At 75.3% G+C, this 13,300-nt stretch carries 15 protein-coding genes; 5 read left to right on the forward strand and 10 right to left on the reverse strand.

Annotated elements, in window-relative coordinates:
- Positions 1-277: 277 nt before the first annotated feature.
- Positions 278-712: an ATP-binding protein gene (locus tag AB0F58_RS03595; RefSeq protein WP_357138666.1), complete on the reverse strand. Its 435-nt coding sequence runs from the start codon at positions 710-712 to the stop codon at positions 278-280.
- A complete protein-coding gene (locus tag AB0F58_RS03600) occupies positions 712-1,068 on the reverse strand; it encodes an STAS domain-containing protein (RefSeq protein ID WP_357137343.1) in 357 nt (118 codons plus the stop codon). Before AB0F58_RS03600 ends, AB0F58_RS03595 begins: the two co-directional genes overlap by 1 nt.
- A 142-nt stretch (positions 1,069-1,210) precedes the next feature.
- Here AB0F58_RS03600 and AB0F58_RS03605 point away from each other — a divergent pair, with 142 nt between their 5' ends.
- From AB0F58_RS03605 to AB0F58_RS03615, 3 genes are all read left to right on the forward strand, one after another.
- Positions 1,211-3,610 (forward strand): DEAD/DEAH box helicase, encoded by a 2,400-nt coding sequence (locus tag AB0F58_RS03605; RefSeq protein ID WP_357137346.1) that lies wholly within the window; start codon positions 1,211-1,213, stop codon positions 3,608-3,610.
- 63 nt (positions 3,611-3,673) lie between these two features.
- Entirely contained in the window at positions 3,674-3,877 is a 204-nt protein-coding gene (locus AB0F58_RS03610; protein ID WP_357137349.1) for a hypothetical protein, read from the forward strand.
- A gap of 145 nt (positions 3,878-4,022) precedes the next feature.
- A complete protein-coding gene (locus AB0F58_RS03615) occupies positions 4,023-4,601 on the forward strand; it encodes a hypothetical protein (RefSeq protein WP_357137352.1) in 579 nt (192 codons plus the stop codon).
- Between the two features lie 134 nt (positions 4,602-4,735).
- On the opposite strand, the gene AB0F58_RS03620 is transcribed toward AB0F58_RS03615, so the two are convergent.
- From AB0F58_RS03620 to ssd, 7 genes are all read right to left on the reverse strand, one after another.
- Positions 4,736-5,104: an Rv3654c family TadE-like protein gene (locus AB0F58_RS03620; RefSeq protein ID WP_357137354.1), complete on the reverse strand. Its 369-nt coding sequence runs from the start codon at positions 5,102-5,104 to the stop codon at positions 4,736-4,738.
- Between the two features lie 53 nt (positions 5,105-5,157).
- Entirely contained in the window at positions 5,158-5,556 is a 399-nt protein-coding gene (locus AB0F58_RS03625; RefSeq protein ID WP_357137357.1) for a TadE family type IV pilus minor pilin, read from the reverse strand.
- Between the two features lie 113 nt (positions 5,557-5,669).
- Positions 5,670-5,825 (reverse strand): DUF4244 domain-containing protein, encoded by a 156-nt coding sequence (locus tag AB0F58_RS03630; RefSeq protein WP_172900371.1) that lies wholly within the window; start codon positions 5,823-5,825, stop codon positions 5,670-5,672.
- A 37-nt stretch (positions 5,826-5,862) separates the two neighbouring features.
- Positions 5,863-6,447 (reverse strand): type II secretion system F family protein, encoded by a 585-nt coding sequence (locus tag AB0F58_RS03635; protein WP_357138668.1) that lies wholly within the window; start codon positions 6,445-6,447, stop codon positions 5,863-5,865.
- A 335-nt stretch (positions 6,448-6,782) separates the two neighbouring features.
- On the reverse strand, positions 6,783-7,946 hold the full coding sequence (locus tag AB0F58_RS03640; protein WP_357137360.1) for a hypothetical protein: 1,164 nt from the start codon (positions 7,944-7,946) through the stop codon (positions 6,783-6,785).
- Complete coding sequence (locus AB0F58_RS03645) at positions 7,943-9,175, reverse strand: TadA family conjugal transfer-associated ATPase (RefSeq protein WP_357137363.1); 1,233 nt, start codon at positions 9,173-9,175, stop codon at positions 7,943-7,945. Before AB0F58_RS03645 ends, AB0F58_RS03640 begins: the two co-directional genes overlap by 4 nt.
- A complete protein-coding gene (ssd, locus tag AB0F58_RS03650; protein WP_357137365.1) occupies positions 9,172-10,269 on the reverse strand; it encodes a septum site-determining protein Ssd in 1,098 nt (365 codons plus the stop codon). Before ssd ends, AB0F58_RS03645 begins: the two co-directional genes overlap by 4 nt.
- Before the next feature lie 295 nt (positions 10,270-10,564).
- Between ssd and AB0F58_RS03655 the strand changes: the two genes are divergently transcribed.
- On the forward strand, positions 10,565-11,230 hold the full coding sequence (locus AB0F58_RS03655; protein ID WP_357137368.1) for a hypothetical protein: 666 nt from the start codon (positions 10,565-10,567) through the stop codon (positions 11,228-11,230).
- A gap of 51 nt (positions 11,231-11,281) precedes the next feature.
- Here AB0F58_RS03655 and AB0F58_RS03660 read toward each other — a convergent pair whose 3' ends face one another.
- Positions 11,282-12,115, reverse strand: coding sequence for an alpha/beta hydrolase (locus AB0F58_RS03660; protein ID WP_357137371.1), 834 nt, complete (start codon positions 12,113-12,115; stop codon positions 11,282-11,284).
- 73 nt (positions 12,116-12,188) lie between these two features.
- Between AB0F58_RS03660 and AB0F58_RS03665 the strand changes: the two genes are divergently transcribed.
- Entirely contained in the window at positions 12,189-13,277 is a 1,089-nt protein-coding gene (locus tag AB0F58_RS03665; protein ID WP_357137373.1) for a sigma-70 family RNA polymerase sigma factor, read from the forward strand.
- Positions 13,278-13,300: the final 23 nt, after the last annotated feature.

Below are 13,300 nucleotides of genomic sequence, written 5' to 3' on the forward strand. Positions count from 1 at the left end.
GATGCGGACTCGCAAGCGGAGCCGGCCCACCACCGGAATGCGGACAGCGAAGATCACCTATAGCCGCTGGTGATGGGCGGGACACTTGCTGACAACCCGCGTACTGTAGCCGCAACCAGTGTCAGAGGTCACATCGAGGGTACGCCTGGTGTGGATGATCTTCGTCGCTGTGATATGTGAGGAAATCTGATATAGGCGGGGATCACGACAAGAAGGTCGTGTCCCCCGGCGGGGGACACGACCTCGGTTGATGTGCTGTTCTTCGGGCCCGGCCCGGTCAGCGACCCACGGGCCAGACCATCCGGACCTCGGTGCCGACGCCCTCGTCGACCGGCCGCACCTGGAGGTCCTCGACGAAGCCGGCGAGCAGGGCGAAGCCGACGCCGGTGGTGAGCGCCTCGTCGGTGAGCGACTCGTTGGCCAACTGGTCGGCGTCGAGCGCGGCCAGCCCGAGGCCGGCCTCGATCGGGGCCCGGTCGACCACCCGCACCGCGTACGCCCCGCTGTCCGACATCTCCACCAGCACCGGGGTGGGGATGTCGTACTGCCGGTGCAGGGCGACGGCCCGGGTGCACGCCTCGCCGATCGCGAGGCGTACCTCGTCCAGCAGGTCCTCGCGTACCCCCGCCCGTCGGGCGACCGCCACGCCCACCAGGCGAGCGGTACGGACGTGGACCGGCGCGGGCGAGAAGGAGAGCCGGACCGTCGCCATCACGCGCCCGGGGCGGACGGGTCGGCGGCGATCGCCGCGGCGACCGTCGGGTGCAGCGGGAAGACCTGGTCCAGCGCGGTGATCCGGAAGATCTTGAGCAACGGCTCCTTGTCGCAGACCAGGGCGAAACTGCCACCGACCGACCGGAGCCGCTTCAACGCGCCGACCAGCACCCCGAGACCGGTGGAGTCGAGGAAGTCGACCCGCCCCAGGTCGACCACGACCCGGCGGGCCCCACCGTCGATCAGCTCGATGAGCCGCTCGCGCAGGCGGGGGGCGGTGTACACGTCGACCTCACCGCCGACCTCGAGCACCGTGTGCTCACCCTCGCCGTGCGTCGCCAGCGACAGCTCCATCGGTCCTCCCTCGCAAGAGCCGCAAACTCTCCTGGGCATCTAACCATCTCCGCCGCCGCGCCGAGCAGGTCACCGGTGGCAGGCACCTCCTTACCCCGGCCCGGGTGGTCGAACTCCGGGTTCCGGTGCGAGAGTGCACGATGTGACCGCCGCAGCCACCGTGTCGACCGGCTCCGGACCCGGGCGCTCCCCGGCCGAGCTGCTGCGCCGGCTGCGCGCCCGGAGCGCTGCCGACCCGGTCACCCACGTCGAGCGGGTGCCACCCCGGCCCGGCGTACCGGTGCCGTGGCCGGAGTGGGTCCCGCCGGAGCTGCGCGCGGCGCTGGAGCGACGCGGCGTGGTCGCGCCGTGGCGGCACCAGGCGGAGGCGGCGGACCTGGCGTACGACGGCCGGCACGTGGTGGTCGCCACCGGCACCGCGTCCGGCAAGTCGCTGGCGTACCAGCTCCCCGCACTGGCCACCCTGCTGGCCGACCCCCGGGCCACCGTGCTCTACCTCGCGCCGACCAAGGCGCTCGCCGCCGACCAGTTCCGTGCCGTCGCCGGACTGGAGCTGGAGGGGGTCCGCCCGGCCTGCTACGACGGGGACACCCCGCGCGCCGAGCGGGAGTGGATCCGCCGGCACTCCCGGTTCGTGCTGACCAACCCGGACATGCTGCACCACGGGATCCTCCCCGGGCACGCGCACTGGTCCGGCTTCCTGCGCCGGCTGACGTACGTGATCGTCGACGAGTGCCACACCTACCGGGGCGTCTTCGGCTCGCACGTCGCCCACGTGCTGCGTCGGCTGCGACGGCAGTGCGCCGGTGCGCTGCGCACCTCCGCCGCACCCGGTCCACGCCGCCCCGCCACCGGGGCCGACGGCGCCCGCCGGACGCCGACGTTCGTGCTGGCCTCGGCGACCTCCGGCGACCCGGCGGCGGCGGCCGGGCGGCTCACCGGACTGCCGGTCACCGCCGTCACCGAGGACACCTCGCCGCGCGGTGGGGTGACCTTCGCGCTCTGGGAGCCGCCGCTGCTGCCCGCCACCGCCGACGACCCGCCGCAGGACCTGACGCCGACCCGCCGGTCGGCCCTGCGCGAGACGGCGGACCTGCTCGCCGACACGGTCGCCGAGGGGGTACGCACCCTCGCCTTCGTCCGGTCCCGGCGGGGGGCCGAGGTGGTGGCAAGCACCGCCCGGCGGGCCCTCGACGAGGCGGTGCCGGGGCTCGGCGCACGGGTGGCCGCGTACCGGGCCGGCTACCTGCGCGAGGAGCGGCGGGAGCTGGAGCGGGCGCTGCTCGACGGTGACCTGCTCGGGCTCGCCTCGACCAACGCGCTGGAACTCGGGGTCGACCTGGTCGGCCTGGACGCCGTGCTGATCTGCGGCTACCCGGGCACCCGGGCCTCGCTCTGGCAACAGGCCGGGCGGGCGGGGCGGTCCGGGGGCGAGGCGCTCGCCGTGCTGGTGGCCCGGGACGACCCGCTCGACACCTATCTGGTGCACCACCCGGAGGCCCTGTTCGGAGCGCCGGTCGAGGCGACGGTGCTCGACCCGGCCAACCCGTACGTACTCGCCCCGCAGTTGGCCTGCGCGGCGGCGGAGGCCCCACTGACCCCCGCCGACCTGGAACTCTTCGGCGACGGGGCGAAGGAGGCGGTGGACGCGCTGGTCGCGGCCCAGGCGCTGCGGCAGCGGCCGACCGGCTGGTACTGGCGGCACCGGGAACGGCCGGAGGTGGACCTGCGCGGCGAGGGGGGCGCCCCGGTCTGCGTGGTGGAGTCGGCGACCGGGCGGCTGCTCGGCACGGTCGACGGCGGCTCGGCACACTTCCTGGTCCACCCCGGCGCGGTCTACCTGCACCAGGGCGTCTCCTACGTGGTGGACGACCTGGACCTGGCCGACGGCTGCGCGCTGGTGCACGCCGAGGAGCCGGACTGGTCCACCCACGCCCGGGACGTCACCTCGCTGTCGGTGGTGTCGGTTCGGTCGTCGGTCGACGCCGGCCCGGTCCGGCTGTTCCTCGGCGAGGTGGACGTGACCAGCCAGGTGGTCTCGTACCAACGGCGGCGGCTCTCCTCCGGCGAGGTGATCGACACCCGGCCGCTGGACCTGCCGGCCCGGGAACTGCGGACGGTGGCGGTCTGGTTCACCGTCACGCCGGAGGCACTCGCCGGGGCCGGGGTGGAGCCGGCCGACGTGCCGGGCGGGCTGCACGCCGCCGAGCACGCCGCGATCGGCCTGCTGCCGCTGGTGGCGACCTGCGACCGGTGGGACATCGGCGGCCTCTCCACCGCGCTGCACCCGGACACCGAGGCCCCCACGGTCTTCGTCTACGACGGTCATCCGGGTGGGGCGGGCTTCGCCGAGCGGGCGTACGGAACGGCGGCGGCGTGGCTGCGGGCCACCCGGGACGCGATCGTCGAGTGCGGCTGCGAGACCGGGTGCCCGTCCTGCGTGCAGTCCCCGAAGTGCGGCAACGGCAACAACCCGCTCGGCCGGGCGGACGCGGTGCGGGTGCTCGACGTGGTGCTGGCCAACCTGCCAGATGGGACGTAGGAATAGACCACTGCCATTCGGGGCATCTGCTTGGGAGCGCTTCCATGCCCCCGAGGAGGAGTTGTGGCCGACACCATCAGCGAGACCGTCGACCTGCTCTACACGGTCGACCAGGAGAACCTGACCCGGGACCAGCAGATCGCCCTCGGCGCGGCGCTGGCCCAACTCGCCCAGGCCGAGCGGCTGGATCAGATCAACGAGCGGTTGCGGGCCATCCACCAACTGCTCAACACCTGGGTCCTCCGCGCCCCCAACGACACCCGGTGAACCTCCACCCGGCGGGTGGCGTCCGACACATCGATCATGGGGTCCACGCCACCCGCACCGGCGTGCGCGGTGCCGGACCGATGATCGACTGTGCCGGTGGGTAAGCGGTGTGCAAGAGTCGGCGCATCGGACGGAAGGGACCTTCATGCAGCTCAACCAGCTTCAGGCCCAACAGCGGTTCCACATCCGGCAACGTCTGCGGTTCATGGTCAACCAGTACGAGGTCCACGCGGTCGCGCCGGACGGCTCGGAAGGCGGACTGCTCGCCTTCGCGCAGCAGAAGCGGCTCGCCTTCAAGGAGCAGGTGACCATCTACACCGACGACAGCAAGCAGCAGCCCCTGCTGGGCTTCAAGGCCCGGCAGCGGCTCGACGTCGGGGCCACGTACGACGTCACCGACCATCTCGGCAACCCGATCGGGCTGTTCCGCAAGGACTTCGCCCAGTCGCTGCTGCGCTCCACCTGGCACGTCGAGCAGCCCGGCCTGCCCCCGACGACCGGCCAGGAACGCAGCATGCCGGTGGCCCTGCTGCGGCGGTTCGTCGACTCGCTCTCCTGGCTGCCGTACCACTTCGACTTCACCGCCGGTGGCCAGCCGATCTTCTCGGTGGTCAAGCAGTGGGGGCTGCGCGACCGGTACACGGTCGAGGTGGCGCACCCGCAGATCGACCGCCGCCTGGTCATCGCGATGGCCATCGGGTTGGACGCCCTCCAGGGCCGCTGACCGGACCGCGTCGTCCTCCGCGCCCCGGCCGGGGCGTTCACCGGCGGCCTGGCCCGGGTGCTCACCGGTCCGGCCGGAGCGCGCGGCGAGCGCGGGTGCTCGGCGGTCCGACCGGGGCGGTCCGACCGGGCGGCTCAGCCGCGTACCGGGCCGGCGCGGGAGGTGACGGTGGCCTTCCGGGGCAGCCCGGGGAGCGGTTCGGCCGTCACCTCTGCGGTGACCTGGACGTCCAGCCCGTCCAGGTGACACCGGACCAGCCGGGCACCATTGGCGGCGGCCAGTTCGGCGGCCCGCTGGCAGGCGGCCTCCGCGCCCCGGAGGCTGGTGCCCGCCCCGGCCAGAGCCGCGAAGTCGGCCGCCACCCGCGCCTGCTGCCGAGCCGTCCGGGCGGCGCCCACTGCCGTCCCGAAGAGCCCGACGAGCAGGACGACGAGGCCCACCGCGAGCAGCAGGACGCTCGCCCCACCCCGGTCCGCCGCCGGGCACGTCTGCTGTCTGGTCACGACGGGCGATCCGCTCCTGCATGCCGTCCCCTCCGCCGGCGACGCGGGGACCGTCACGGCGCGGGGAACGGGATGCCGGGCTCGACGGCGGCCACGGCCGTCGCCACCACCGTGATCCGGGGCAGGTTCGCGCCGAGCGCCCGCACCGGGGCCCGCACCGTCACGGTCACCCGGTCCTGACCCACCTCGACCGAGACGTCCGCCCCGCTCGGGGCGATCCGGGCACCGGCCGTCCGTCCGCTCTCCCCCCGGGAGGCGGCGAGCGCCGCCTCCCGGGCCGCGTCCAGACAGGTGGCCTTCGTGGTCGCCGCGCTGACCGCAGTCAGCCCGGCCAGGAGCAGCAGCATCAGCGCCGGCAGGCCGGCCGCCAGTTCAGCCGTGAAGGAACCCCGGTCACCGCCGGTCACCGCCCTGGCGACGTCGGCTCCCCGTTCACCACCGGCAGGCGACACGACGATTCCCCGCCCACCCCCGTTCGGCGGCACGACGAGGGCTGCCCGGCTGTCACCGGTCGGCGATGCGGCGGCCTCCGGTCCACCGGCCCGGACGGCCCACCGGCGCTCGGTCACTTCAGCGCCCGGTCGATGACCGCGGTCAACGCCGACTGCACGTTGCCGCTGGTCAGCACCTTTAGCAGAATGCCGGCGAAGGCGACGGCGGCAAGGGTGCCGACGGCGTACTCGGCGGTGTTCATCCCGGCGTCCCCGCGCAGGCGGGCCATCAGTTTGCGCACGGTGGGTGTCCTTTCTCGACGGTTGTCAGAGCACGTCACCGAGAACGGCGACGATCACCGGCACCAGGCCGGCGAGAATGAAGGCCGGCAGGAAGCAGAGCCCCAGCGGCAGCACGATCAACACGCCCGCCCGACGGGCCGACGCCTCCGCGAACAACGTCCGATCGGTCCGCAGGTCGTCGGCGAGGCGAGCCAGGGCCCCGGCCAGTGCCGCGCCGCTCTGCGCCGACCGGACGGCGGCGCTCACCAGCCGGTCCGCCCCGGCCACCGGAACGAGGTGGGCCCACGCCTCCTCCGGCGTTCCGCCCAAGAGGAGGGTGCGGCCGACCCGACCGAGCCGTTCGGCGAGTGGCCCACCGAGCGCCTCCGCCACGGCGATCACCGCCCGGTCCACGGGAGCACCGGCCCGCATCGCCGCCGCCAGCAGGTCAGCGGCGAGCGGCAGGTCGGCGACCTCCGCGAGCCGCCGGTTGCGGACGGGCGGCGGCTCGATCCTGCGGAGCAGCCGGTCGAGGGCCGCCCCGGCCAGCACGCCGCCGACCAGTCCGGTCCAGCCGCCGACGACCACGGCGACCGCGATCCCGGCCAGGCCGGCGGTGAGCCGGACCAGGTCCGGTCGCCGTCGGGAGGTCGTTGCCGGGTCCGGGCCCGACGGACGTTCCCGTAGGCCGGCCCGGTGGTACGGGTGTCGGTGCGCCAGGGCGACGACCAGCGCCGCGACGACCAGACAGCCGGCGGCGGTGAGCTGAGCGGCACCGGTACCGGCCGAATCGGCGCGGGCCACGGGGCCGGGAGCGAGAACAATGGAGCCGCTGACAAGGGTCGCACCGTGCGTCGACACGACCGGACCACCGGCCGGGACGGTGGCGCCGCCCTCCGGCACGGCGGAGCCGTCAGGGAGGGCGGCGTGGTCGCCGCCGACCGGGGCTGCGCACCGGACGCCCATCAGGCCGCCCCGCCGGGAGTCGCGCCGAGCCGCTCGGCCCAGAGCAGTCCGACCACCTGGAACGCGGTCGCCGCGACCGCGCAGCCGGCACCGACCGGGGTGTGCAGCAGCACCCGGACCGGGTCGACGCCGATGCCGTACCCGAGGGCGATGCCGCCGAGCGGCAACGCGGCGAGCAGCCAGGCGGTGGCCCGCGCCCCGGCGGCCTGGGCAGCTGCGGCGGCCAGGCCACGGTCCAGCGCCCGCAGGTCGGCCTCGATCCGCTCCACCAGGTCGGCCAGCGGCGCACCCGTCCGGTCCGCGAGGCGGGCCGCCGCCCGGGTCAGCCGGTCGATCCGATCGGGGCCGACGGGTGCGGTGGTGGCGTCGGCGGAGCGCTCCGGCCGGTCGGCCGGGTCGGTACCGCCCGGGACGGCGGGACCGTCAGCGACCACGACCGGAACCGAGTGACCGGCCTCCGACCCGGCACGATCGCCGGTGAGGGTGACCGGGACCGGCAGACCGGCCCGCAGGTCGGCGGCGAGCGCGCCGAGCTGGTCGAGCCGGTGCCGGCGGAGCCGTTCCGCCGACCGGTTCGCCTGACGCCGGAGCAGGGCCCGCACGCCGAGGGCGGCGTACGCGGCAGCCACCACGGCGGCCGCCGGCCCGGCGAGCAGGCCACCGCCAGCCGCTCCGGCACCGGCGGCCAGGGCCACGCTCCGCCTCCGGGACAGCGTCCAGCGGCCGGTCCGGCCGCCGACGGCATCGTCGTCGATCCGCCGACCGGCGTCGGTCACCGTTCCCGGCGGGGCCGGGCCGGTGCCGGCGCGCCCACCGGACCAGACCGTGGCCGGGCCCTCGGGTGACCCGGCCGGGCGGGACGGGTCGCGACGGTTGGGCGGCCCCGTCGGGGTCCGCCGGCCGGTCGCACCCCCGTCGAGCCGGTCACCCACCCGGCGACGCCGCGACCGATCCGGGTCACGCAGCGGACCGGGTCGCCGGAGCCCCGGGACGGGGACGGCCCGCCCCGGGCGTGCCGTCGGGTCCCCGTCGACCGGCGGAGTGACGTGCCGCCCGGAGCGGAACAGCATCCGGTACCGGGACCGGCCGGTGTCCACCGGCCAGCCGATGACGGCCGCGGCGGCGAGCACCAGCAGCACCACCGGCCAGGCGACGGCGCTCACGACGGCGTCCCCGGGGAGCCGGGCCACGCCGACAGGATCGGCGGCACCGGCACACCGCGCTGCTGGAGCAGCACGCCCAGGGCGCGGGCGGCCCGCCCGGGGCCGCGTCCGCGTACCCAGGCGGGCACGACCGTGACCAGGCGCTCCGGCCCGTCGGGCAGGAGCAGCGAGACCGACTCCAACACCCGGCCGCTGCGTCCCCGCCGCATCTGGAGCAGCACCTGGAGGGCAGCGGTCACCTGGGCGTGCAGGGCCGCGCGGGGCAGCCCGCCGAGCAGACCGAGCGCCTCCAGCCGGGCCGGCACGTCCGACGGGGCGTTGGCGTGCAGCGTCCCGGCCCCGCCGTCGTGGCCGGTGTTCAGGGCGGCGAGCAGGTCGACCACCTCACCGCCCCGGCACTCCCCGACCACGATCCGGTCCGGTCGCATCCGCAGGGCCTGTCGCACCAGGTCGGCGAGGCCCACCGCGCCCGTCCCCTCCACGTTGCGGGTGCGGGCCTGCAACCCGACGACGTGCGGATGCGACGGGCGAAGTTCGGCGGCGTCCTCGACCAGCACGATCCGTTCGGTGCCCGGCACCAGCCCGAGCAGAGTGTTGAGCAGGGTCGTCTTGCCGGAGCCGGTGCCCCCGGTGACCAGGTACGCCAGCCGGGCCGCCACGACGGCGGCGAGCAGCGGGGCCACCGACCGGGACACCGTGCCGTGGTCCACCAGCTCGTCGAGGGTGAACGGACGCTGCCGGAAGGTCCGCAGCGACAGGTAGGGGCCACTGGTCGCCACCGGGGGCAGGACGGCGTGCAGCCGGGTGCCGTCGGCGAGCCGGGCGTCGGCGAACGGGGAACCGTCGTCGAGCCGCCGGCCCGCGCCGGCCGCGAGTCGCTGCGCCAACCGGCGTACGTCGTCCCCGGTGCCGACCGGGACCGCGACCTGCCGCAGGCCGTCGCCCCGGTCCACCCAGACCCGGGTGCCGTTGACGAGAATGTCGGTGACGCTCTCGTCGGCCAGCAACGGCCCGAGTGGCCCGGCGCCGACGAGGTCGTCGTGCACCCGGTCGGCCATCCGCAGCACCACCGTGTCGCCGAGGACGGCGGCGGCGGGCTCGGCGCGCACCGCCGAGACGACCGTGGCGGGGGTGACCGGGGTGGCCTCGGCGGCGAAGCGCTGGCGTACCCGGGCGGAGAGTTCACCGACGGCGGCCGGACGGTCGGACGCACGGGGATGCTCGGTCATGCCGCGCCCTCCACCGACTGGCCGGTCAGGTCGGCGACGATGCGCTGGCAGAGCACGGCGAGCGGACCACGCCCGGTCGCCGCCGGAGCCTCACCCCGCTCCAGCCCCCGGGAGATGCCCGGCTCGGGTCGCAGGGTGCCGGCGAGCGGCAGGCCGAGCGCCCGAGCCACCTCGGCCGCCTTCAGCCGGCCCGGCGCGGGGCCACGGACGATCACCGCCAGGTCGGTGCAGTGCGGTGCGGCGGCGGTGACCACCTGGGCTGCTGCGGCGGTGGCGCGCAGTTCGGCGGGGACCACCAGGAACACCCGGTCGGCGGCCTGTAGGGCGAGCACGGCGGCGTCGTCGAGCTGGCGGGGCAGGTCGATCACGACCATGTCCCGCCCCCGCCGGGCGGCGTCGAGCGTGGCGGCCATCGCCGGAGCGGGCAGCGGCAGCGGATCGCCCCGGTCCCCGGAGAGGACCACCAGGTCACCCCGGCTGGGCAGGGCCTGGACCAGGGCGGGCGGGTCGACCCGGCCGTCGGCGTCGGTGAGCGCCGGCCAGCGCAGCCCCTCCAGCTGCTCCCAGCCGAGCACCAGATCCAGCCCGCCGCCGAGCGGGTCGGCGTCGACGAGGAGGGTCCGGAGCCGGGCCCGGGCGGCGGTGACCGCGAGTCCGCCGGCGAGGACACTCGCACCCGCCCCACCCCGGCCCCCGAGCACGGCGACCACCCGGGCGGTGGTGTCCGCCTGCGGCGCGCACTCGGCGAAGCGGTCGACGAGCCAGGGCTCCGCCGACGGCAGGATCGCGACGTGTTCCGCACCGATCAGTTCGGCGACCTCCCAGCCGGGGTCGGCGACACCGGTGCGGCCGACCAGCACCAGTCGGGCCCGACGCGGCAACCGGGCCCGCAGGCAGGGCTGGGCCTGGTCACCGCCGACGAGCACCAGCGGTGCCGGGGACCACCGGACCCGGGCCGCCGCCGGGTCGGCGGCCACCTCCACCTCCGTACCGCCGGCTGCGGCGAGCCGGAGGAGGTCGTCGAGGAGGTCGGCGTCCGCGGTGACGACCAGCGGGAGTCGTCGGCGCGGCCGGACATCGGTACGGGGTGGCATCGCGGCCTCCAGCAGTCAGGCTCGGGGGTGCTGCCGAGAGACTGCGCCGACGGGAGCCTCTCCCGCTCGCGTGACCGCCGTGCCTGTGGACAACCGGAGCGCCTGTGGACAGCGCCTGTTCCGGCAGTCGATCTGCTATGCAAAGGGCTGCCGGACCGCCCTTCCCGCAGCCCTCGGCCGTGCTCTCCATCGACCACGGCAACGGGGTCCATCGACGCGCGCAACGATCACTTCTGGATAATCGTGGACCCGTGCCGCCCTTCCGGGGCAGCACCCGAGCGGAGATCGGCCACTGATGACTCGTGCGGCAGGATCCGGACCACAGGAGACCAGCGGGCGGCGGTTCCGTTCGTCCTGGTGGGGGTACTCGCTGGTCGCGGCGATGGTGGGGACGGTGACCGTCACGGTGGTCTGGGCGCTCGGCACCGCCTCCACGCCCGTACCCAGGCCGGTGGCCGACCCGTCGGTGCCGGCGCTTCCGCTGCCGACCTTCGTCGGCACGACACCGAGGCCGGCGGCGGCCTCCGCGCGGAGCACCCCGACCGCCCCCGCGGCGACCTCCCCGACCGTCTCCCCCACCTCCGCCTCCCCGTCAGCGGGCACCCCGACCCCCGACCGGAGCACCACCGCGGGTAGCCGGCCCGCCGCCACCCCGACCCGCTCCGCCGCCCCGGACGTCGTGGAGCTGAGTCCACTCCCCGCCGAGCAGGAACAGGATCTGCGCTCGGTCGACGGCGGGGCCGACACCACCGTCGAGTTCGTCAACCAGCGGGCCGGGCAGGTGACCGTCCACTGGCTGAACCACTGGGGGGTCCGGGTACGCGTCGAGCGGCTGTCGCCGGGCGAGTCCCACCGGCGCGACACGCAGGTCGGTCACCCGTGGGTGGTCACCGACGGCGACGGCCGGGCGTTGGCCGTCTACCAGCCGGTCGCCGCGCCGGCCCGGGCGGTCGTCCGCTAGCGGCTCTCGCCGTCGACCGCTGGTGCGCCGCGCCGTCGACCAGCGGGTTCCTCACCCCTCGGCCAGAACCTCGCGCAGCCGGACGGCGAACCGCTCCGGATCCTCGGCGAAGCCGATGTGGTCGCCGGGGAACATGGTCGGCGCGACGCCCAGCCCGGCGGCGAGCGCCCGGGAGGTCCGGTCGCAGAGCTGACCGGTGGACTCCTCGCCGATGCCGACCACGATCCGCGTCGCGCCCGCGCGCAGGGCCGCCAGGTCGGGCTGCCAGCGGGTGGTCGGGATCAGCATGTGCGCGTACTGGAAGTGCTCGTCCGCCACCGTCTGCGGGTCGCGTTCCCCACCGAACATCGCCTCGATCACCTCGTCGGGCATCGCGATGTTCGCCACGACCAGGAACTGCCGCCACGCGCCGACCGGGTCGCCGGCCAGGTACGTGGCGACCATCTCCTCGGTACGCGCCCGCAGCTCCTCCCGGTCGTCGAGCAGCTCGTCGAGGGGAGGTTCGTGCGCGACGACGGTGTGCACCCGGCCGGATTGGGCCTGCGCGAGCGCCAGCGCGCTGACCGCGCCGCCGCTGGAGCCGAGCACCGCCGCCGGCCCCGCGTCGAGGTGGGCCAGCAGCCGGGCCAGGTCGTCGGCGCGCATCTCGGGGGTCGAGTCCCGGTCGGGGTCGTCGACCGGGCTGCGGTGGATGCCCCGGGGGTCGGTGGTGAGCACGGTGTGGTCGACGGCGAGCAGCTCGGCCAGCGGCGCGAACGACGCGGCGTCCATCGGCGCGCCGACCAGCACCACCAGCGGGCCCCGGCCGCGTACCTCGTAGTGGAGGGTGGCGTCGGGGACGCGCAGGGTTCCGACGGTGGGGGAAGCGGTCACGGTGCGGTTCATCAGGTCCTCCGTCATACGGCCGGATCGTTCCGGTCGAAGGGGTGACTCCCGCCGTCAGGCAGAATCGTCGCTCGTGGGGAACAATTCTCGAACGCCCCCGGACCCGCCCGCCGGCGTCCCGACCGATCCGGCGCTGGACCGGCCCACCGAGGTGGCGACCGATCCGGCTCTGGACCGGGCGCGGGCCGGTGACGACGAGGCGTTCAACCATCTCGTCGCGCCCCTGCGCCGGGAACTGCACGCGCACTGCTACCGGATGCTCGGCTCGACCCACGATGCCGACGACGCGCTCCAGGACGCCCTGCTGCGCGCCTGGCGCGGGCTCGCCCGATTCGAGGGGCGTAGTTCGCTGCGCTCGTGGCTGTACGCCGTGGTGACCCGGGTCTGCCTGGACGCCGTGGCGGCCCGGGGCCGACGGGCCCTGCCGGTGGACCTCGGTCCGGCCAGCGACCGCACCGTGATCGGCGACGCGCCACTGGGACGGGTCGCCTGGCTCGGCCCGTACCCGGATCGGGAGCTGGCAGACGGCCCGGCGCATCCGGACGCCCGCTGTGAGCAGCGGGAGGCCGTCGAACTCGCCTTCGTCGCCGCGCTCCAGTTCCTACCGGGCAACCAGCGGGCCGCACTGCTGCTGTTCGAGGTTCTCGGCTTCTCGGCCGCCGAGATCGCCACCATGATGAAGACCTCGACCAGCTCGGTGAACTCGGCGCTGGCGCGTGCCCGCCGGCTCGTCGCGGACCGGGTCGGCCCATCCAGCCAGCAGCACACGCTGCGGAAGGTCGGCGACGCGCGGCTGCGACAGATCGTCGACGGGTACGCCACGGCGCTGGAGAACGCCGACGCGGACGCCCTGGTCGCCCTGCTGACCGAGGACGTCACCTGGTCCATGCCACCGCTGCCCGCCTGGTACGCGGGTATCCGGGCGGTCACCGACTTCGCGGTACGGGTGCCGCTGACCGGGTGCGGGACATGGCGGCACCTGCCCACGCACGCCAACGGGCAGCCTGCGGTGGCCGGCTACCTCGACGCCGAGGGGACCGGCACGCACCACGCCTGGTCGATCGACGTGCTGACGTTGCGCGGTGACCGCGTCACGGCGATCACCTCGTTCCTGGACCCCGGGGTCTTCCGCCACTTCGGCCTCCCGGCCAGCCTGCCCTGATCCGGCGTCTCATCGGTCCCCAC

It is taken from the genome of Micromonospora sp. NPDC023956 (assembly GCF_040639195.1).
GTDB lineage: Bacteria > Actinomycetota > Actinomycetes > Mycobacteriales > Micromonosporaceae > Micromonospora.